18 protein-coding genes are annotated in these 19,642 nt (G+C 74.6%); 9 read left to right on the top strand and 9 right to left on the bottom strand.

What is annotated here, in order from left to right:
• Nucleotides 1-281 precede the first annotated feature (281 nt).
• The 5 genes from pcaB to IE237_RS16760 all read right to left on the bottom strand — a co-directional run bounded on the left by pcaB (nucleotide 282) and on the right by IE237_RS16760 (nucleotide 4,437).
• Nucleotides 282-1,625 carry a 3-carboxy-cis,cis-muconate cycloisomerase gene (gene pcaB / locus IE237_RS16780; RefSeq protein ID WP_268253704.1) on the bottom strand — a complete coding sequence of 448 codons (1,344 nt, stop codon included), beginning with the start codon at nucleotides 1,623-1,625 and terminating at the stop codon, nucleotides 282-284.
• A 94-nt stretch (nucleotides 1,626-1,719) separates the two neighbouring features.
• The gene (pcaG, locus tag IE237_RS16775) at nucleotides 1,720-2,295 is read right to left on the bottom strand and encodes a protocatechuate 3,4-dioxygenase subunit alpha (RefSeq protein ID WP_189802764.1); all 576 of its coding nucleotides are present in this window, start codon (nucleotides 2,293-2,295) and stop codon (nucleotides 1,720-1,722) included.
• Nucleotides 2,292-3,044, bottom strand: a complete 753-nt coding sequence (gene pcaH, locus IE237_RS16770) for a protocatechuate 3,4-dioxygenase subunit beta (protein ID WP_189802763.1) — start codon at nucleotides 3,042-3,044, stop codon at nucleotides 2,292-2,294. Before pcaH ends, pcaG begins: the two co-directional genes overlap by 4 nt.
• Nucleotides 3,041-3,682: a CoA transferase subunit B gene (locus tag IE237_RS16765; protein WP_189802762.1), complete on the bottom strand. Its 642-nt coding sequence runs from the start codon at nucleotides 3,680-3,682 to the stop codon at nucleotides 3,041-3,043. Before IE237_RS16765 ends, pcaH begins: the two co-directional genes overlap by 4 nt.
• Nucleotides 3,679-4,437: a CoA transferase subunit A gene (locus IE237_RS16760; RefSeq protein ID WP_189802761.1), complete on the bottom strand. Its 759-nt coding sequence runs from the start codon at nucleotides 4,435-4,437 to the stop codon at nucleotides 3,679-3,681. The genes IE237_RS16765 and IE237_RS16760 overlap by 4 nt, the downstream gene beginning before the upstream one ends.
• A gap of 180 nt (nucleotides 4,438-4,617) precedes the next feature.
• On the opposite strand from IE237_RS16760, the gene IE237_RS16755 reads away from it, so the two are divergent.
• Nucleotides 4,618-6,288: an IclR family transcriptional regulator domain-containing protein gene (locus IE237_RS16755; protein WP_189802760.1), complete on the top strand. Its 1,671-nt coding sequence runs from the start codon at nucleotides 4,618-4,620 to the stop codon at nucleotides 6,286-6,288.
• 119 nt (nucleotides 6,289-6,407) lie between these two features.
• Here IE237_RS16755 and IE237_RS16750 read toward each other — a convergent pair whose 3' ends face one another.
• Nucleotides 6,408-6,749 carry an SCO4225 family membrane protein gene (locus IE237_RS16750; RefSeq protein ID WP_189802759.1) on the bottom strand — a complete coding sequence of 114 codons (342 nt, stop codon included), beginning with the start codon at nucleotides 6,747-6,749 and terminating at the stop codon, nucleotides 6,408-6,410.
• Nucleotides 6,750-6,926: 177 nt separating this feature from the next.
• Nucleotides 6,927-7,637, bottom strand: a complete 711-nt coding sequence (locus tag IE237_RS16745) for a TetR/AcrR family transcriptional regulator (RefSeq protein ID WP_189802758.1) — start codon at nucleotides 7,635-7,637, stop codon at nucleotides 6,927-6,929.
• Nucleotides 7,638-7,729: 92 nt separating this feature from the next.
• On the opposite strand from IE237_RS16745, the gene IE237_RS16740 reads away from it, so the two are divergent.
• Nucleotides 7,730-9,364 carry an amidohydrolase gene (locus IE237_RS16740; protein WP_189802757.1) on the top strand — a complete coding sequence of 545 codons (1,635 nt, stop codon included), beginning with the start codon at nucleotides 7,730-7,732 and terminating at the stop codon, nucleotides 9,362-9,364.
• 6 nt (nucleotides 9,365-9,370) lie between these two features.
• On the opposite strand, the gene IE237_RS16735 is transcribed toward IE237_RS16740, so the two are convergent.
• Complete coding sequence (locus tag IE237_RS16735) at nucleotides 9,371-10,432, bottom strand: LacI family DNA-binding transcriptional regulator (protein ID WP_189802756.1); 1,062 nt, start codon at nucleotides 10,430-10,432, stop codon at nucleotides 9,371-9,373.
• A gap of 129 nt (nucleotides 10,433-10,561) precedes the next feature.
• Here IE237_RS16735 and IE237_RS16730 point away from each other — a divergent pair, with 129 nt between their 5' ends.
• The 5 genes from IE237_RS16730 to IE237_RS16710 are packed head-to-tail and all read left to right on the top strand — an operon-like array spanning nucleotide 10,562 to nucleotide 15,810.
• Nucleotides 10,562-12,199, top strand: a complete 1,638-nt coding sequence (locus IE237_RS16730) for an ABC transporter substrate-binding protein (protein WP_189802755.1) — start codon at nucleotides 10,562-10,564, stop codon at nucleotides 12,197-12,199.
• Nucleotides 12,196-13,149, top strand: coding sequence for an ABC transporter permease (locus tag IE237_RS16725; RefSeq protein ID WP_189802754.1), 954 nt, complete (start codon nucleotides 12,196-12,198; stop codon nucleotides 13,147-13,149). Before IE237_RS16730 ends, IE237_RS16725 begins: the two co-directional genes overlap by 4 nt.
• Nucleotides 13,146-14,015, top strand: a complete 870-nt coding sequence (locus tag IE237_RS16720) for an ABC transporter permease (RefSeq protein ID WP_189802753.1) — start codon at nucleotides 13,146-13,148, stop codon at nucleotides 14,013-14,015. Before IE237_RS16725 ends, IE237_RS16720 begins: the two co-directional genes overlap by 4 nt.
• A 5-nt stretch (nucleotides 14,016-14,020) precedes the next feature.
• Nucleotides 14,021-15,022 (top strand): ABC transporter ATP-binding protein, encoded by a 1,002-nt coding sequence (locus IE237_RS16715; protein WP_189802752.1) that lies wholly within the window; start codon nucleotides 14,021-14,023, stop codon nucleotides 15,020-15,022.
• A complete protein-coding gene (locus tag IE237_RS16710) occupies nucleotides 15,019-15,810 on the top strand; it encodes an ABC transporter ATP-binding protein (protein WP_229842715.1) in 792 nt (263 codons plus the stop codon). The genes IE237_RS16715 and IE237_RS16710 overlap by 4 nt, the downstream gene beginning before the upstream one ends.
• 290 nt (nucleotides 15,811-16,100) lie before the next feature.
• Here the strand turns inward: IE237_RS16710 and IE237_RS16705 are convergent, their stop codons facing one another.
• Entirely contained in the window at nucleotides 16,101-17,600 is a 1,500-nt protein-coding gene (locus tag IE237_RS16705) for an alpha/beta hydrolase (protein ID WP_189802751.1), read from the bottom strand.
• A gap of 167 nt (nucleotides 17,601-17,767) precedes the next feature.
• Between IE237_RS16705 and IE237_RS16700 the strand changes: the two genes are divergently transcribed.
• Entirely contained in the window at nucleotides 17,768-18,700 is a 933-nt protein-coding gene (locus tag IE237_RS16700; RefSeq protein WP_189802750.1) for a MerR family transcriptional regulator, read from the top strand.
• A 167-nt stretch (nucleotides 18,701-18,867) separates the two neighbouring features.
• A complete protein-coding gene (locus tag IE237_RS16695; protein ID WP_189802749.1) occupies nucleotides 18,868-19,635 on the top strand; it encodes a GntR family transcriptional regulator in 768 nt (255 codons plus the stop codon).
• Nucleotides 19,636-19,642 lie beyond the last annotated feature (7 nt).

The following is a 19,642-nucleotide window of genomic DNA, read 5'->3' as shown; positions in this document are numbered from 1 at the left end:
AGTCCCCTCGGTGGGGCCGAGCCCCCGGGCCGCTTCCGGCGCCTGAGCGGGGCCGCCCGCAGCGCCGGTCCACGCGGTGGGATCGAGCGCTCGGGTCGCTACCGGCGCCTGAGCGGGGCCGTGTGCCTGGGCGGCGTCAGTCCCCTCGGTGGGGCCGAGCGCCCGGGCCGCTGCCGGTGCCTGAGCGGGGCCGCCCGCAGCGGCGGCAGCGGTCGGTCCGGGGGATCCCGGCGTCCTCGGGGTGGTCCGGGGCTGCGTCGTGGTCGGGCGCGGGGCGGGGGTCATGCGGGGCCTTCCGGGTCGGCGGAGGAGGTTCTCCGGAGTGCGCGGTCGACGAGTCGGGGGGCGGCGCCCGTCGCGGTCGCCGGGTCCGTGAGGGTCCTGAGGCGGTCCGCGGTGACCAGGCCGTCGAGTTCCGGTGCCCCGGCCAGGACGTCCGCCAGCCGGCGGCCTTCCGTCAGGGCGCGCCGGGCGGCCGTGTCGAGGAGTCGCCGGGCGTCGGTGCGGCCGAGGAGGCCGGCGAGCTCGGCCGCCAGGCGTTCGCTCGCGACCAGGCCCCCCGTCAGGTCCAGGTTCTCCCGCATGCGGCCGGGGAAGATCTGGAGGCCCTCGGCGAGCGCGGCCAGGTGGTGGGCGGCGCCCCCGGCGAGGCGGAGGAGTTCGCGCAGGGTCTGCCATTCGGCGTGCCAGGCACCGGCCGGTCGCTCGTCCTCGGCGGTGAGCGAGCCGAGGAGGACGGCGGCGAGCGCGGGCGCCTGCCGGGCGGCCGCGGCGACGAGGGTGGCGTGGACGGGGTTGTTCTTGTGGGGCATCGCGGAGGACCGGCCGCCCTCGCCCTCGGCGAGTTCCCCGGTCTCGGTGCGGCCGAGCAGCAGCACGTCGGCTGCCGGCTTGCCGAGCGCGGCCGTGGTGAAGGCGAGCGCGGTGCCGAGGTCGGCGACGGGGGTGCGCAGGGAGTGCCAGGGCAGGGCGGGGGCGGCGAGGCCGAGTTCCCGCGCGTACGCCTCGGCGAGGGCGGGCCCGCTGCCGGGCGCGCCGGACATCTGCTCGAACGCGGCCAGGGTGCCCGCCGCGCCGCCGAGTTGGGCCGGGAGCGTGAGGGCGGTGAGCCGGTCGGTCGCGTCGAGGACCAGGGCGCGCCAGCCGGCCGCCTTGAGTCCGAAGGTGGTGGGGACGGCGTGCTGGCTGAGGGTGCGCCCGGCCATGGGGGTGTCGCGGTGGGCGGCGGCGAGCCGCCCGAGAGTGGCTGCCGCGCGGTGCAGCGGGGCCGTGACGAGGGGCAGGGCGCGGGCCGCGACGAGCATCGCGGCCGTGTCCAGGATGTCCTGGCTGGTCGCGCCCCGGTGGACGTAGGGCGCGGCCTCCGGCGGCACGGCGGCGGTGAGGTCGGCGACGAGGGGGATGACGGGGTTGCCGCCGCTCCGGGCCCGGAGCGCGAGGGCGCGCGGGTCGTACAGCTCGGGGCGGGAGGCGGCCTCGGTGACGGCGGCGGCGGCCTCGGCGGGCGCGTGGCCGAGGGCGGCCTGGGCCCGGGTGAGGGCGGCTTCGGCGTCGAGCATCGCCCGGAGGAGGGCGCGGTCGCCGGTGGCGGCCTCGATGTCGGTGCCGGCGCGGACGGGGGCCAGGAGCCCGACGTCGTACGGTTCCTCCTCCTCGTACGACCGCGCCGGGCGTCCGGACGCGTACCGTTCACGCTCCTCGTACGGCTGCGGCGGGATGTCAGCGGAAGTCAAGGAACACCGTCTCCTCCGGGCCCTGGAGGCGGACGTCGAAGCGCAGCGTGCGGGGTCCGGTCCCGGTCGCGAGCAGGGTCGCGCGCCGCTCCGGCGGGAGCGAGGCGAGCAGCGGGTCCGTGTCGGCGGCCGGTCCGGGCAGGTAGACGCGGGTGAAGAGGTGGTGCAGCAGGCCGCGGGCGAAGACGCAGACGGAGAGGTACGGCGCTCCGGCGGGCGGCAGGGTGCGGACCGCCCACCGGCCGTCGGCGTCGGTGGCGACCCGGCCGAAGCCGGTGAAGGTGACGCCGTCGCGTCCGGCGTGGCCGCCGGTGACGGGGTCCTTGCGGAGGGAGCCGGGGGCGCCCGTCCGGTCGCCGTCGGGGCCGGGCTGCCATATCTCCAGGAGCGCGTCGGGGACGGGGGCGCCGGCCCCGTCGTACACGTGCCCGTGGACGGTGAGGGTGTCCGGGTGCCCGGCGGGGGCGATGTCGGGGCCGCCGGGGAAGGGCAGCGCGTATCCGTAGAAGGGGCCGACGGTCTGGGCGGGTGTCGGGGGCACGGGGGCGGGCTTGCTGCTCATCGGCCTTCCTCGATCCAGGTCGCGGCGGGTCCGTCGAGGACGATGTCCCAGCGGTAGCCGAGGGCGTGTTCGGGGGTGGTGAGGTCGTGGTCGTAGGCGGCGACGAGCCGGGCGCGGGCGGTGTCGTCGGTGACCGACTGGAGGATGGGGTCGTAGGCGAAGAGCGGGTCGCCGGGGAAGTACATCTGGGTGACGAGCCGCTGGGTGAAGGCGCTGCCGAAGAGGGAGAAGTGGATGTGCGCGGGGCGCCAGGCGTTGGTGTGGTTGCGCCAGGGGTAGGCGCCGGGGCGGATCGTGGTGAAGCGGTACGTTCCCCGGTCGTCCGTCAGGCAGCGGCCGGCGCCGGTGAAGTGGGGGTCGAGCGGGGCCGGGTGCTGGTCCAGCTGGTGGGCGTAGCGGCCGGCGGCGTTGGCCTGCCAGACCTCGACGAGCTGGCCGCGCACGGGGCGGCCGTCGCGGTCGAGGATCCGGCCGGTGACGGTCATCCGCTCGCCGAGGGGTTCACCCGTGCCTCCCCGGGTGAGGTCGGCGTCGAGCGCGGTGACGTCGGTGGCGCCGAAGACCGGTCCGGTGAGTTCGACGGCCTCGGGGTCGTGGACGGCGACCGGGGGCCGGTGCGGGTGGCGGAGGGCGCTGCTGCGGTAGGGCGGGTAGTCGCGGGCGGGGTGGTGCCGGGTCTCGCCGACGCGGCGGTACTCCTCGCTCAGGGCGTGGATCTCCCGCGAGATGTCCTGCTGGGTGGGGGTCATGACGCTGTGTCCGCCTTCACGGGAGCCGCCGTCAGGCGGGCGAGGTCCTCGGGGGTGACGCCGGGGGCCGTCTCGACGAGCCGGAGTCCGTCCTCGGTGACGTCGAGGACGCCGAGGTCGGTGATGATCCGGTCGACGCAGCCCCGGCCGGTGAGGGGCAGGGAGCACTCCTCGACGATCTTGGGGGTGCCGTCCTTGGCGGTGTGCTCCATGAGGACGACGACCCGGCGGGCTCCGTGGACGAGGTCCATGGCGCCGCCCATGCCCTTGACCATGCGGCCGGGGATCATCCAGTTGGCGAGGTCGCCGCGGGCGGAGACCTGCATGGCGCCGAGGATCGCGGTGTCGATGTGGCCGCCGCGGATCATGCCGAAGGAGAGCGCGGAGTCGAAGAACGCGGCGCCGGGCAGGACGGTGACCGTCTCCTTGCCCGCGTTGATCAGGTCGGGGTCGACCTCGTCCTCGTACGGGTAGGGGCCGACGCCGAGGAGTCCGTTCTCGGAGTGGAGGACGACGTCGACGCCTTCGGGGAGGAAGTTCGGTACGCGGGTGGGCAGCCCGATGCCGAGGTTGACGTACGAACCGTCCGTCAGCTCGTGGGCCGCGCGGGCCGCCATCTCGTCCCTGGTCCAGCTCATCGGGTGCGTACCGTCCTTCGTTCGATGCCCTTGTCGGCGGCCTGCGCGGGGGTGAGCGCCAGGACCCGCTGGACGAAGACGCCCGGCAGGTGGATTTGGTCGGGGTCGAGCTCGCCGGGGTCGACGAGCTCCTCGACCTCGGCGACCGTGATCCGGCCGGCCATGGCGGCGAGCGGGTTGAAGTTCCGGGCGGCGCGGGCGAAGACGAGGTTGCCGTGGCGGTCGCCGCGGGCCGCGCGGACCAGGGCGAAGTCGGTGGTGATGCCGTGTTCGAGGACGTACGGGCGTCCGCCGTACGCGCGGGTCTCCTTGGGCGGGGAGGCGACGGCGACGCTGCCGTCCTCCGCGTACCGCCAGGGCAGTCCGCCGTCGGCTGCCTGGGTGCCGACGCCGGCCGGGGTGAAGAAGGCGGGGATGCCGCAGCCGCCGGCGCGGAGCCGTTCGGCCAGGGTGCCCTGGGGGGTGAGCTCCAGTTCGAGTTCGCCGCCGAGGTAGCGGCGGGCGAACTCCTTGTTGTCGCCGATGTAGGAGCCGGTGACGCGGCTGATCCGGCCGGCCGCGAGCAGGATGCCCAGGCCGCCGCCGTCGACGCCGCAGTTGTTGGAGACGACGGAGAGGTCTCCGGGGCCGTGGGCGTGCAGGGCGCGGATGAGCACGTCCGGTACGCCGCTCAGCCCGAAGCCTCCGACGGCGAGTGAGGCGCCGTCCTCGATGTCCGCCACCGCTTCGGCGGCACTGGCGACCACTTTGTCCATGTAACGACCCGTTTCACTCGGGATTGACGCTGCGGGTGTTCGCCTGCTGAACTTCAGTTCAGAATTTTGGCGGGGGTGAGTGTCCATCCGCGCCACGGGCCGTGTCAACGGCGCGGGTACGGTTTCCCCGCGCCACCGACACGGCCGGCCAGCCCACCACCGCACCGAGGAGTCCGGACGATGCCGCAGCCCCCCGAGGCCCCGGACGCACCCGAGGAGCTGGTCGGACCGCTCGCGCGCGGGCTCGACGTGCTCCGCGTCATGGCCGCGGGACCCGAGGTCCGCCACCGGCCCGGCGACCTCGCCCGGACGACCGGACTCGCCCGCTCCACGGTCGACCGGGTCGCGACGACGCTCGTACGGCTCGGCATCCTCAGGACCGAGGGCCGCGACCTGCTGCTCGCGCCGGGAGCCGCCGGGCTCGGCAACGCCTACCTGGCCTCCTGCGGGCTGCCCGAGCTCCTCGGGCCGCACGCCGTCGTCCTCGCCGACGCGCTGGACGAGTCGGTGTCCGTGGCCGTCCCCGACGGCGACGGCGTCCGCTTCCTCGCCCAGGCCACCCGCCGCCGGGCGATGGCGATCTCCTTCCGGACCGGGGACCTCCTGCCGGCCGAACGGTGCGCTCCCGGCGCGCTGTTCGCCGCGGGGTGGGACACGGCCGACGTCGAACGATGGCGGGCCCGGCGCGCGAAGGACCCGCTGGACACCGGCTTCCCCTCCGTACCGCCCCGGCCGGCGGCGCCCTCTTCCGAGGAGGCCGAGACCGCGTTCCTCGACCGGGTGCGCGAGGCCCGCGAGACCGGGTTCGCGGTGGACGACCAGCTGATCGAGCCGGGGCTGCTCGCCGTCGCCCTCCCCGTACGGGGACCGGACGGCGCGGTGGTCTGCGCGGTCAGCGTCGTCAGCCACACCAGCCGGCACAGCGCCGCGTCCCTCACGGAACAGGCCCTGCCGCCGCTCCGCCGCGCGGTCACCGCGATGGAGCGGGCCCTGGCGGAGCCGGAACCGGTGGAAGCCGCACCGGCCGGACCGGCCCCCGCCCCCGGGAGCGAGCTCAAGGAGGAGCTCGGCTCGGGGTTCCTCCAGTCGCTCGCGCGCGGACTCGACGTGCTGCGCGCCTTCGGTTCCGCACGGGGGCCGGCCCGGCTCTCCGAGCTCGCCCGGCTGACCGGTCTGCCCCGTGCGACCGCCCGCCGGTCACTGATCACCCTGCGCCATCTGGGGTACGTACGGGAGGAGCCCGACGGGTTCCTCGTACTCCCCCGGGTCCTGGAGCTCGGCTACGCCCGCCTCTCCGGCCTGAGCCTGCCGGAGATCGCCACCCCGCACCTCGTCGCCCTCGTGCTGCGCGTCCACGAGTCCGCCTCCGTCGCGGTGCTCGACGGGGACGACATCCGGTACGTCGCGCGGGTCGCCGGCACCCGCATCATGCACATCGACATCACGGTGGGCACCCGGCTCCCCGCGTACGCGACCTCCATGGGCCGCGTCCTGCTCGGAGCCCTGCCCGGGGCGGAACGCGCCGCGCGGCTCGGCCGGATCACGCCGGAGGCGCTCACCCCGCACACCGTGACGACCCACGAGGGGCTCGACGAGGCCGTGGCGAGGACCGCCGCGCGCGGCTACGGGTGGGTGGAACAGGAACTGGAGGAGGGGCTCCGCTCGCTCGCGGTGGCGGTCACGGACGGCACGGGCCGGGTGGTCGCCGCGGTCAACGTGGCGCTGCACGCGGGCCGGGCCACGCCGGAGGAGAGCCTGGCGGCCCTGCTGCCGCCGCTGCGCGAGACGGCGGCGCAGATCAGCGCGGACCTGTCCGCGGTGGGCCGCTTCTCCCGAGTGCCCTCCGTCTGACGGGCCCTCCGTCGTGGGCATGCGTTCCGCCGGGGCGATGGGGGTCCCCCTGCTCGAGCGAAGCCGAGAGCTCGGGGGGCACGACGGACGGCGCCTCCCCGGAGTCAGGGGCACCCTTTTCACGCGGTGGTGCGGGCCCGCCGCGTCCGGTTTCCTCGGACGGCCCGGTAGGCCAGGCCGAGGAGGAAGGCGTGGAGCAGCGCGGAGAGGGCCGGCACCGCGTAGACGTACGCCATCGCCGGGCCCGAGTCGCCGTCCCCGAAGTCGGGGAGGAGCATGAACAGGAGCATGCTCGTGGGCTCGGTGATCAGGAACAGCCAGACGGGCTCGAAGCCGGATCGCTCGATCGCCGGGGTGAACACCATCGGGAGCGCCGCCACGACCACCAGGCCGAGGTAGACCAGCGAGACGGGGTTGGCGAACGTGAGCCGGACGAGTGTGCGCAGGCGGCTGTCTCGCATGATCGATTCCTCCTGGGGCGGATCGGTTCCGCCGTGTCGACGAGGGTTCCATCGTGCGGCGGGGCGACCCCCGACACCTGAGTAGCGCTACTCAACTCACCCTGAGTGCCTGCGCGTTGCGGACCCCGGCAGGCGGGGACACCGCAGCGCGGGGCGCCCGCCGGCAACGGCGCGGTGTCAGGTCGCGGGTGGCGGGGGGCGGAGCGCCGCCACCGCCGCCAGCATCAGTTCGAGGGCGAACGGGTACCCGCTGTCGCGCATGTCGGCGGCCAGCAGGGGAAAGGTCGCGGCGATGTGCGGGTGGGTGTCGGACGACAGCCGGCCGTAGACCGCGTGCCAGACCTCCGCCTCCTTCTCCTGGGCGGCCGGCGGCAGGGCGAGCGCCGCGGCGTCCTGGGCCGCGAAGGCGAGGGCCTGGTCGACGAAGGCGTGGTAGATGCGGACGGCGAGGGCGTCCGGGAAGCCGGCGGACCGCAGGACGCCGAGGATCCGCTCGACGGCCCGGGTCTCGTACGGCCGCCCGGTGGTGCGGTGGGCCGCGAGGGCCGCCGCCTGCGGGTAGGCCTGGTAGCAGCCGTGGATGCGCAGCCCCAGGTCGCGGAGGTCCGCGCGCCAGTCGCCGGTGGCCTTCCAGCCCTCCTGCGCGCGGCCGATCATCTCGTCGGCGACGGCGAGGAGCAGGGCGTCCGTGTTCCGGAAGTAGCGGTAGAGGGCCGTGGGGTCGGCGCCGAGCGCGGCGCCCAGCCGCCGTACCGAGAGGGCTTCCGCGCCGTGCTGCGCGATCAGGCGCAGCGCGGTCTCGACGATGAGCCGCTCCGAGAGGACGGCGCCCTGCTTGGTGGGGCGGCGCCGCTGCCGGCTGCCTTCAGGGACCACACGTTCGGACATGGCCGGAACCTTACGTCAACGCCATTGACGTGTAAACGGCCCGCCCGCTTGCATGGCGCCCACCAACCGACACCACTTGTTCTGGAGCGCCCATGGCCACGGCCGATCTGGTCTTCACCCGCGGTCCCGTCTTCACGGCGGACCCGGCCCGCACCCGGGCGACCTCGCTCGCCGTCGTCGGCGAGCGGATCGCGGCCGTCGGCCACGACGAGGTGCGGGACCTCATCGGGCCCGGCACGGAGGTCGTGGACCTGACGGGGAAGCTGCTCCTTCCCGGGTTCCAGGACGCCCACATCCACGCGGTCTCGGGCGGCAAGGAGCTGGCCGAGTGCGATCTGACGGGCACGGTCGGCGTCCCGGACTACCTGCAGCGGATCCGGGAGTACGCGGACGCCCACCCGGAGCACACCTGGATCACCGGCGGCGGCTGGTCGATGGAGAGCTTCGAGGGCGGCATGCCCACCCGGCAGCTGCTCGACTCCGTCGTCCCCGACCGGCCGGTGCTGCTGTCGAACCGGGACCACCACGGCGCCTGGGCCAACTCCCGTGCGCTGGAGCTCGCCGGGCTCACCGCCGACAGCCCCGATCCGGCCGACGGCCGGATCGAGCGGGAGGCGGACGGGTCCCCCAGCGGAATGCTCCAGGAGGGCGCGATCGGTCTCGTCGCCCGGCTGGTTCCGCCGACCACCGCCGCGGACCGGCTCGCCGGTCTGCTGAGGGCCCAGAAGCTGCTGCACTCGCTGGGCATCACCGCCTGGCAGGACGCGCTGCTCGGTTCCTTCGGCGGGATGGCCGACCCCTCGGAGTCGTATCTGACGGCGGCGGGCGACGGTTCGCTGACCGCCCGGGTGACCGGGGCGCTGTGGTGGGACCGGGAGCGGGGAGCCGAGCAGATCCCCGAACTGGTGGCCCGGCGGGAGAAGTGCACCTCCGGCCGGTTCCGCGCCGGCTCGGTGAAGATCATGCAGGACGGCATCGCGGAGAACTTCACCGCCGCCATGACCACCCCGTACCTGGACGGCTGCGGCTGCGCCACCGGCAACAGCGGGCTGAGCTTCGTCGACCCGGAGGCGCTGCGCGGATACGTGACGGAGCTCGACGCCCTCGACTTCCAGGTCCACTTCCACGCCCTGGGCGACCGGGCCGTCCGGGAGGCCCTGGACGCGCTGGAGGCCGCGATCGCCGCCAACGGGCGCCGGGGCAACCGTCACCACCTGGCCCACCTCCAGGTCGTCCACCCCGACGACCTGGCCCGCTTCGCCGCGCTCGGCGCCATCGCGAACATCCAGCCGCTCTGGGCCGCGCACGAGCCGCAGATGGACGAGCTGACCATTCCGTTCCTCGGACCGGAGCGCGCCGCGTGGCAGTACCCGTTCGGCGATCTGGTCCGTGCCGGGGCCACCCTCGCCGCCGGCAGCGACTGGCCGGTCAGCAGCCCGGACCCGATCGCGGGCATCCACGTCGCCGTCAACCGCCGCGACCCCGAGGCCACCGACGACCGGGTCTTCTACGCCGAGCAGCGCCTCGACCTCACCACGGCGCTCGCCGCCTACACGGCGGGCACCGCGCACGTGAACGGTCTCGACGACACCGGCAGCCTGCGCCCCGGCCACCTCGCCGACCTGGTCGTCCTGGACCGCGACATCCTCACCGGCCCGCCGGAGGAGATCGCCGAGGCCCGGGTGGAGCGGACGTACGTCGGCGGGCAGCTGGTGCACGGGGCCTGACCGGCGCTACGCAGGAGGCCGCCTCACCGAAGAGGCCCGCACGTCGAGACGCGTCGGTACGAGTGTCCCGGCGGGCTCCCGGCGGCCGTGCTCCAGGACCTCGACGAGGTGCTCGACGCCGGCCTCCGCGACCGCCTCGGGCCGCAGGCTCAGCGTGGTCACCGGCGGCTCGGTGTGCAGGGCCGTGGCGTCCTCGCTGACCAGGACGACCAGCAGGTCGTCCGGGACCTCGTACCCGAGGCGGCGCGCCGCCTCCAGGACGAGGGGCGGGCTCGCCTCGGCCACGACGAGGAGGGCGTCCGGGCGGTCCCGGCCTTCCGGGGTCAGGGCGGTCTCGACGCCGCGCACCACCGGTCCGTTGCCGGGTTCCCCGACGCGTACCACCCGTTCCGGCAGGTCGTGGGCGGCGCACCACTCCCGGTGGGCGGCGAACACCTCGGTGTGGAAGCGGGTGGTGCTGTCCGGGACCACGAGGACGGGCCTGCGGGCCCCGTGCTCCCGCAGGTGGTCGAGGGCCTCGCGGACGGCGCCGCCCGCGTCGACGTCCACCCAGTAGGCCCCGGGCAGTCCCTCGACGGAACGGTCCGTGAAGACGGGGACGCCGGCGGCGAGGAGGCCTTCGACGACCGGGTCGTCGGCGACGGGGTCGGCGACGACCACGGCGTCGAGGGACAGGTCGGCCCACTCGCTCTGCAGGGAGCCGGCGGGCAGCAGCACCACGGCGTAGCCGCGGCGCAGGGCGGTGGCCGCGGTGGCGCCGGTCAGCCGGGCGAAGTACGGCGACTCGAGAAAGGTGGTCCAGGGAGTGGCGGCGAACTCGCCGACCACGTATCCGATCAGCCGGGCCCGTCCCGCGCGCAGATGGCGCGCGGTGGCGTTGGGCCGGTAGCCCATTCTGCGCGCGGTCTCACGGGCCTTCTCCCGCACCTCGGGGGAGAGCCTGCCGGTGCCGTTGAGCGCCGCCGAGACGGTCGTCTTGGACAGGCCCGCCTCGCGGGCCACGTCGACGAGGCGGACGCGCGGAAGGGGCGGCGAGGGCTGTCCGCCGTGCCGTGAAGCTTCGGTCATGGGGTGATGCTGCCACCCTCGTGAGCTCTGCAAAACCGTTCCCGCAAAGTCTTGTGCGGGAACGTTCCCGCACCAATACTCGCTCCATCCCCCCGAGCCCGTCACTACACCCGTAAAGGGGTGGGTCCCATGCGCATGCCCAGAGCCATCGCGCTTCTCGCCTGTACCGCCGCACTCGCGGCCACCACCGGCGCCTGTTCCGGCGCCACCAAGCCGCCCGCGGCCGGCGGCGGCACGAACTTCAAGGTCAGCCCGACCTCACCGCCCGCGCAGGGCCCGCTGGACTCCTTCACCTGGTCGCTGTACGCCGAGCCGTACACGCTCGACTACGCCCTCGCGTACGACTACCCGCCGAACACCGTCCTCGCCAACGTGTGCGAGCAGCTGCTGCGGGTCACCCCCGACATGAAGATCGTGCCCGGTCTCGCCGTGAAGTGGTCGCAGCCCGACCCGCGCACCCTCGTCTACACCCTGCGCCCCGGGGTGAAGTTCCACGACGGCACCACCATGACCGCCGACGACGTGGTCGCCTCGCTCAAGCGCCAGATGGACCCGAAGACCGGCTCCCCCTGGGGCTCCTCCTTCAAGACCGTCGACTCCATCGAGAAGTCCGGCCCCCTGGAGGTGACGATCCGCCTCGGCAAGGCCGACGTCCTCTTCCACGAGCTGATGGCCGCCTCCCCCGGCACCGTCGTCAGCGCGGCCTCGCTGACGAAGGAGGGCAAGGACTACGGCACCCCGAAGGGCCGGCTGAACTGCACCGGCCCGTACGCCCTCGACTCCTGGGCCCAGGGCGACAGCATCACCCTCAAGAAGCACACCGGCTACTGGGACAAGACGCTCGCCCCCAAGTCCGAGAAGGTGAAGTTCACCTTCGTCGAGGACGCCGCGGCCCGCTCCAACGCGCTCCTCTCCGGCGCCGCCGACGGCGGCTACCTGGTCCCGTCGTCCTCCTTCGCCCAGCTGCGCTCCAGCGGCAAGGGCACGCTCCTCTTCGGCCCCAACACGGCCGCCGCCGACCTCGCGGTCCTCGACTTCCACGGACCGCTCGGCAACCTCAAGGTCCGCCAGGCCCTGTCGATGGCCCTCGACCGGAAGAACATCATCAAGGCCGCGGCCGGCGGCGTCGGCGTCCCCGCCAAGGCCCCCGCCGCGCGCGGAGCCTGGGCGCTGGCCCCGGAGAAGACCGCGGAGCTCTTCGACACGCAGCCCGAGCCGGTGTACGACGTCGCGGCCGCGAAGAAGCTCGTCCAGGAGGCCCACGCGACCGGCCGGACGATCACCATCGTCACCAGCTCGCTCGCACCGGAGATCAGCGTGGTCGCCAACGCCGTCCAGGACGCCGGCCGCCGGATCGGGCTCGACGTCAAGCTGAAGCCCGTCTCCCCCGACGCGTACAGCAGCATCTTCGTCGACCCGGACGCCCGCGAGGGCCTCGACCTGGTCATCACCAACGGCTACGACAACACGCCCGACCCGCTGGAGTTCTACCAGTACCTGCGCACCGGCGACTTCGGGAACTACGGCCGCTGGTCCAACGCCGAGTACGACGTCGCCTTCGACCGGGCCAACTCCGAGCCCGATCCCGCCAAGCGCGCCGAACTCACCGCGAAGCTCCAGAAGATCGCGATGGACGAGCTGCCGATCATCCCCGTGTACGAGGCGCCCTACTCGGTCTTCCTCGGCAAGCGGATCACCGGCGCCCCCACCGGCATCTCCCAGCTCTACTTCCCGTGGGCCGCGACGATCGGGGCCTCCCAGCGATGACGCGCTATCTCGTCGGACGGCTCCTCGGCCTGGCGGCGGTGCTGTTCGTGACCTCCCTCGTGGTCTTCGGCTCCGTCCATCTGGCCCCCGGCGACCCGGTGTCGTTCCTCCTGCACGGCCGCCCCGCGACCCCCGCGGCCGTGGCGGCCCTGCGGGCGGAGCACCACCTCGACGACCCGCTGGTCACGCAGTACGCGAAGTGGCTCGGCGGCGTCCTGAGCGGCGACTTCGGCCGCTCGGCCCAGTACCACCAGGACGTGGCCGCCCTCATCGGCTCCCGGCTGCCCGGCACCGCCCTGCTCGTCGGCTACGCCGCGGTGCTCGTCGCGGTCCTCGGGGTCGCGGCCGGCATCCTCGGCGCGCTGCGCCCCGGCCTTCCGGACCGGGTGGTGCTCATCGGCACCGGAGTCGCCACCGCCACGCCCTCGTTCGTGACGGCCATCGCGCTCGTCTCGCTCTTCTCCGTCCAGCTCGGCTGGTTCCCGGGACCGGGCGGCGGCACCCCGGCGGGCCTCTCCGACCGGCTCCACCAGCTGACCCTGCCGGCCTTCGCCCTGGCGCTGTCCTTCGCGGGACTCCTCGCCCGGGTGACCCGCTCGGCCATGCTCGACGAACTGGGGCGCGAGCACGTCGAGGTGGCGCGGGCCCGGGGCGTCGCCGGCCGGTCCGTGGTCCGCCGCCACGTGCTGCGCAACGCGCTCGGTCCCGTCGTCACCGTCGGCGGCACCATGCTCGCGGGCCTCCTCATCTCCACCTCGATCGTCGAGACCGCCTTCGACGTCCCGGGGCTCGGCTCGCTGCTCGTGCAGTCGGTCACCGCGAAGGACTTCGCCGTCGTGCAGGCGATCACCCTGCTCAGCGTGGCGGCCTTCGTCCTCGTCAACCTCGTCGTCGACCTCCTCGCCCCGCTCATCGACCCCCGTCTCTCCCTCGGGGAAGGCTCCTCATGACCTCCACCACCTCCGCGCCGCCGTACCGCAGGCCGGGGCTGCGCGTCCTGCGCCTCTTCGGCCAGGGACCGCTCTTCGCGGTCTCGGTCGCGGTGCTCGCCCTGCTCGTCCTGGTCGCCCTGCTGGCGCCCGTCCTCGCCCCGTACGACCCCGAGGCGCTCGACCTGTCGGCGAGTCTCGTCGGCACCACCGGCGACCATCTGCTCGGCACGGACCAGTCGGGCCGGGACATCCTGTCCCGGCTGCTCCACGGCGCCCGCACCGGGCTCCTCGGGCCGCTGCTCGTCGTCGGCGTCTCCACCCTGCTCGGCACCCTGCTCGGTGTGGTGGCGGCCTGGCGCGGCGGCTGGGTGGACACGATGCTCTCCCGTTCCATGGACCTCGTCTTCGCGATCCCGGGCCTGCTGCTCGCGATCCTGCTCGTGTCGGTCGTCGGCTCGGGTCTGACGGCGCCCGTGATCGCCATGTCGGTCGCCTACACCCCGTACGTGGGCCGGCTCGTCCGGGGCATCGCCCGCCAGGAGAAGGCCCGGCCGTACATCGAGGCCTACCGGGTGCAGGGCTGGTCCGGCTGGACGGTCTGCGTGCGCCATCTGCTGCCCAACATCGCGCCGACGGTCTTCGCGCAGTCCGCGATGAACTTCGGGTACGCCCTGATGGACCTGGCGGCGCTGTCCTTCCTCGGCTTCGGGGTGCAGCCGCCGGCCGCCGACTGGGGCGCCATGATCAACGAGGGGCAGGCGGCCGTCCTGCAGGGGGCGATGCTGCCGGCCCTCGCGCCCTCCGCGTGCATCGTGCTCGCCGTGGTGGCGTTCGGCATCGTCGGCGAGGGACTCGCCGACCGGATCGCGAAGCGGGAACGGTGAACACGATGAGTACGGTGCCGGGAGCACGCCTTCCGAAGACCGCGCCGGTCCTGGAGATCGAGGGCCTCGGCGTCCGCCTGGCCGGTGACCGGGCCGCCCGCCCGATCCTGGACGGGGTGAGCCTGACCGTGCGGCCCGGGGAGACGGTGGGCCTGGTCGGCGAGTCCGGCTCCGGCAAGTCCGTGGCCTGCCGCAGCGTCCTCGGGCTGCTGCCCGCGGGTGCACGCACCGAGGGAGAGGTCCGGGTCGCCGGGCGCGACGTCCTCGCGATGAACCGCGCCGAGCTGACCGGGCTGCGCGCCCGGCAGGTGTCGATGGTCTTCCAGGACCCGCGCGCCTCCGTCAACCCGCTGCGGCGGGTGGGCGACTTCCTCACCGAGGGGCTGCGCGCGGCCGGGACGCCCGCCGCCCAGGCGACCGCCCGCGCCGAGGAACTCCTCGACGCGGTCGGCATCCGCGACCCGCGCGGCGCCCTGCGCCGCCATCCGCACCAGTTCTCCGGCGGCATGCTCCAGCGGGTCGTCATCGCGGCGGCCCTGGCGAGCGAGCCGGACCTCCTGGTCGCCGACGAGCCGACGACCGCGCTCGACGTCACCACCCAGGCGGAGGTCATCTCCCTGCTGGCCCGGCTGCGGGCCGAACGGGGCACGGGCATGCTGTTCGTCACCCACGACCTCGAACTGGCCGCGGCCATCTGCGACCGGGTGTACGTCATGTACGCGGGCCGGATCGTGGAGACCCGGTCCACGGACGACCTGTTCGACCGGCCCCGGCACCCCTACACGGCGGGCCTGCTCGCGTGCACGCCGCGCATCGAACCCGGCGCGCCGGCCCCCCGGCCCATCCCGGGCCGACCCGTCTCCCTCGCGGAGGCGCCGCCCGGCTGCTCCTTCGCCGCGCGCTGCGCCCACGCGCTGCCGCGCTGCGCCGAGGAGAAGCCCGCGCTCGCCCGCCACGGAGAGGGGCTCGCCGCCTGCCACCGTGCCGAAGAAGGGATCACCCTGTGACCGTCGCACCCGAGGAAGGCCTGGTCGTCGAGGGCCTGCGCAAGCGGTACGGGGACCACACCGCGGTGGACGGCGTGTCCTTCGCGCTGGCGCCCGGATCCTCCCTCGCCCTCGTCGGGGAGTCCGGCAGCGGCAAGACGACCACGGTCCGGATGCTCGTCGGTCTGGAGCGCCCGGACGGCGGCACGGTCCGCCTCGACGGCCGGGACCGCTCCACGCGGCCCCGGGGCCGGGCCGAACGGCTCGCCAGGGCCCGGGAGATCCAGATGGTCTTCCAGGACCCGTATCTGTCGCTCGACCCCCGGGTGACCGTCTCGGGCTGCCTCGACGAGGTCCTGCGGCTCCACACCGGCCTCGACCAGGGCGCTCGCCGGACCCGGGTCGCCGAGCTCCTCGACCAGGTCGGTCTCGGCGCGCGCGAGGCCTCGGCCCTCCCCCGGGGCCTCTCCGGCGGGCAGCGCCAGCGCGTGGCGATCGCCCGGGCCCTCGCCGTGGAGCCCCGGGTCCTCGTCCTCGACGAGGCGGTCGCCGCGCTCGACGTGTCGATCCAGGCCCAGATCCTCGAACTGCTCGCCACGATCCGCCGCGAGTCGGGCATCGGCTACCTCTTCGTCACCCACGACCTCGCGGTGGTCCGGCACATCGCGGACGAGGTCCTGGTGCTGAAATCCGGCCAGGTCGTGGAGACGGGCCCGACCGCGCGGGTCCTGGAAGCACCGGAACACCCCTACACCCGGCTCCTCCTGGATTCCGTGCCCCGACGCGGTCGGCGCCCGGCCGACCGGTGAGCCGGGGGGGTGGTGACGGGCTCGTCACGAGTCGGGCCCGCCACCACCGCCGTACCGTCTCGGGATGGCCGGTGATCCATCCCACTGCTCGGCATTCCGACGCTGGAGGAGAACGGCAGGACCGGCTGCGCGACTGGGACCGCACCCCCGGCCTCGGCGCCGGAACGGTCGCCGACGTGAACGAGCCCGCGCGGCGTCGCCGAGCGGCGCGCTTCTCGTAGTCGGGGCCGTACGGCCCGGGGCGGGGCGCGCCGCCCTCCCCGGGCCACGCGGCGGACCCTCCCGGCGGTTCAGGCCTCAAGCCGGGCGAGGACCGCGCGCATCGTCCGTTCCACGACCGCCCGGGACTCGTCGGTGGGATCGACGAGTTCGAAGCTGTGGTGGGCGAGCGGCGCGTCCACGACCTCGACGTCGGCCCCGCGTTCCTTCGCGGCCGTCAGGAACGCCTCGACGGTCGCCGTGAAGACCGGGTGCTCCTGGCCGGCGCGGGTCAGGACGACCGGCGGCCCGTCCGCCGTGCCCACGGTGGCGACGGGGCGGAAGCGGGCCTCCACCGACTCCCAGCCGGGCAGCGGCGCCAGGGCGGGATAGTTCGCCGCGACGCAGCGCAGCCACGGCGGGGGCGCGGCGAGCCAGTCCGCCGCCAGGAGCCCGCCGGTGGAGAAGAACCAGAGGGCGATCCGGTCCCCGTCGACGCGCGGATCGGCGCGGACCAGCTCGACGGCCTCGGCGATGTCAGCGGCGGCGCGGGCGTAGTCGGCGAGGCCGTGGAGCCGGTGGTCCACGGTGACTCCGACGACGCCCATGCCCGCCGCGTAGCGGCCGTATCCCAGGAAGAACGGCATGTCCCGTGGGGTGGGCGTCCGGTCGGGCTCGATCGGGCCGCCGTGGACGAAGACCACCGCGGGCCGGGGTCCGTCGGCGTCCGGGAGGTGGAGGTCGACCCGTCCGACGCGGTCGCGCGGCCGCTCGGGCACGTCGATGAGGAAGGGCAGGAGGTGGGACGGCTGCTCGTGCGCGTGCTCGGGCGCGGTCACCCGGTGGCCCTCGCCGGCGGCCGCGCGGAGCAGCACCTCGGCCAGTTCCCCGGGTGCGGAGAGCATCGGCCAGTGTCCGGTGGCGAGTTCGAAGAAGCGGAACCGGTCCTCGGTGAGCACCCGGAACTGGGGCGGGCCCGACGCCACGGCCATCTCGACCATGGCGATGCTCTGCCCGTTGGCGGCGCACAGGATCCCGGTGAGGGACAGGGCGGACACGGCGCCGGTCAGGCGGAGCGGTTCGGTGAGCGTGCCGGCCGGCTGGGGCGCGGCCTCGTGCTCCAGCCGGGCGAGGGCCTCGGCGGGGATCCCCTCGACGCTGCCCCACCGCGACCAGGTGCCCGGCGCGGGCGGCGGGACCCATGCGTCGGGTCGCGCGGCGAGCGCCTCGCGGACCTCCGGATCGGGTACGGCGCGGACGGCCGTCCCGCCGTCCTCCGGAGGTCCCGTGTCGACGGAGACGATCCGCGCGACGCGTCCGGCCCTCCGGTCGGCGGCGCCGAACAGCGGGTACAGGCCGTATCCGTGCCCGACGAGGACCACCTCGGTCGCCGTGATCCCGTCGAGGACGTCGACCAGGTCCTCGATGTGGGTCTCCAGGCCGGTCCCGGGCCCGGCCTCGGCGCGGCGGTCCCCCATCCCGGTCAGGGTCACCGGGTACGCCTCCGCGCCCGCGGCGCGCAGCCGGGCGGCGGTCTCCTCCCACACCCAGCCACCGGTGAAGGTGTCCGACACCAGCACGAACGCTGTCATGACCGTCTCCTCGTCACTTCTGGGGGATGTCCCGCGGTCACGCTAGGAACTCCCCCTGCGGGAGATTCAAGGACCGTGTCGAAGCGGCCCGGCCGGACGTCAGAATGGGTGGGTCCGACGGCGATCGGACCCGGTGAGAACGCGAAGAGCGGAAAGAGGTTCACCTCGTGGTGTCCGACGGGCTGTGGAGCATCGGGGAGCTGGCCGCGCGGGCGGGGGTGACCGTCAAGACCGTGCGGTTCTACTCCGATCGCGGTCTGCTGCCCGAGGCGGGCCGCAGCTCCGGTGGGCATCGCCGGTACGGGGCCGAGGCTCTCGACCGGCTGCGGTTCATCCGGTCCCTGCGCTCCCTCGATCTGCCGGTGCCCGAGGTGGAGCGGGTGCTGGAGAGCGACGGGGCCGACGACACGCTGGAGGAGGCCGTCGCCGGGCAGTTGCGGGACGTGGGCTCCCAACTGGTCGCGCTGCGCTGGAAGGAGGCCTCGCTGAAGCTGCTCCGGGACTGCGCCGCCGGGGAGCGCGCGGAGCGGCTGCGTCTGCTCGGTGCGCTGCCCGCCCCTCCCGACACGGACGCCCTGGCCCGGTTCTGGCGGCGCGCTCTGCCGGCGCGGCTGCCGCGGCCGGTGGTGTCCATGGTCCTCGACGCGGTGGTGCCGCGGCCTCCGGACGAGCCGGACCCCGACCAGGTGCTGGCCTTCGCCCGGCTGCACGCGCTGGTCACCGACCCGCGCCTCGAACGGCCGGGGTTCCGTCCCTCGCCCCCGCTCCCGGACGGCGAGTACCGTCCGGCCCTGCTGTACGAGGGACTCGCCGAGGCCTACGGGCTGGCCTCGGCCGCGGTGCGGGCGGGGCGGGCGCCGCAGGACGGCGGGGCCCTGGACTGTTTCGTCTCCGCCTACGCCCACGCGCGCGGAGAGCCGGACACGCCGGCCTTCCGCCGCCGGCTCGTCGCTCTGCTCGCCCTGGACGACAGCCCCGTGCTCCCCCGGTACTGGAAGCTCGCCGCGGGCCTGTTCGCCCCGGACGAGCCGGTCCTCGGCCTCCTGCACCATCACCTCTCGGTGGCCCTCCGGACCGAGGTGCACGGCCCGGCCGCCTGACGTCTCCCACATGGTGGGCGGCCCGCCGTCCACCTGCTGGGCGCCGGGGTGGCGGATCTCGCCGCCGCCCGGACGTCGCCGCAGGTCAGAGGCGTACGGAGGGTGTGTCAGGTGGCGCAATACTGCGGCAACACCACCGGGGCCCGTCCGCCGCTACGTTCCGTGCCATGCCCGCCGAATCCGCTCCCGCCGCCCGTCCCGTCGCCGCCGCCCGCCGCCGGCGGCTGCGCTCGGACCGGGCGCGGCAGCTCGCCGATCTGCTGCGCCACCAGATCCTGGCGGGTGGCTTCCCCGGCGGGGTCCTCCCCTTGGAGGACGTCATCGCGGCCGACTACCGGGCCAGCCGCAACACCGTCCGCCAGGCCCTGGACCTGCTGCGCGGCGAGCAGTTGGTCGACCGGCAGCCGGGGGTCGGGACGGTGGTGGTCTGCGAGAAGTACCCGCACGGCCTGGACCGGCTCCAGGGGCTCGCCGAGACCCTGCACGAGCACGGCAGGGTCACCAACGAGGTCCGGACGATGGGCCCGGTCGGCGCCCCCGGTCCGGTGGCCCACCGTCTCGGCCTGCCCGAGCACACGGACGTGCTCTGCATCGAGCGGTTGCGGCGCCTGAACGGGCTGCCGCTCTCACTGGACCTGTCGTACCTCCCGATGGACATCGGGGGTGAGCTCCTCGGCTGCGACCTGGAGAACACGGATGTGTTCCGGCTCCTGGAGCAGCTGACCGGCGGTCCGCTCGGGCACGCCGAGATCACCCTGGAGGCCGTCAACGCCGACGCGCACTCCGCCGCCGTCCTCCAGGCGCCGCGCGGCGCCGCCGTCCTGATGCTGGAGCGGCTGACCTGTCTGCCCGACGGGCGGCCGGTGGACCTGGAGTTCATCCGGTTCCGCGGCGACCGCATCACCATGAGCGGCGTGCTCCGCCGCTCCCTCTGACCCCGTC

Source organism: Streptomyces tanashiensis (assembly GCF_014648895.1).
GTDB lineage: Bacteria > Actinomycetota > Actinomycetes > Streptomycetales > Streptomycetaceae > Streptomyces > Streptomyces tanashiensis.
This window is presented reverse-complemented; position numbering and strand designations above follow the sequence as displayed.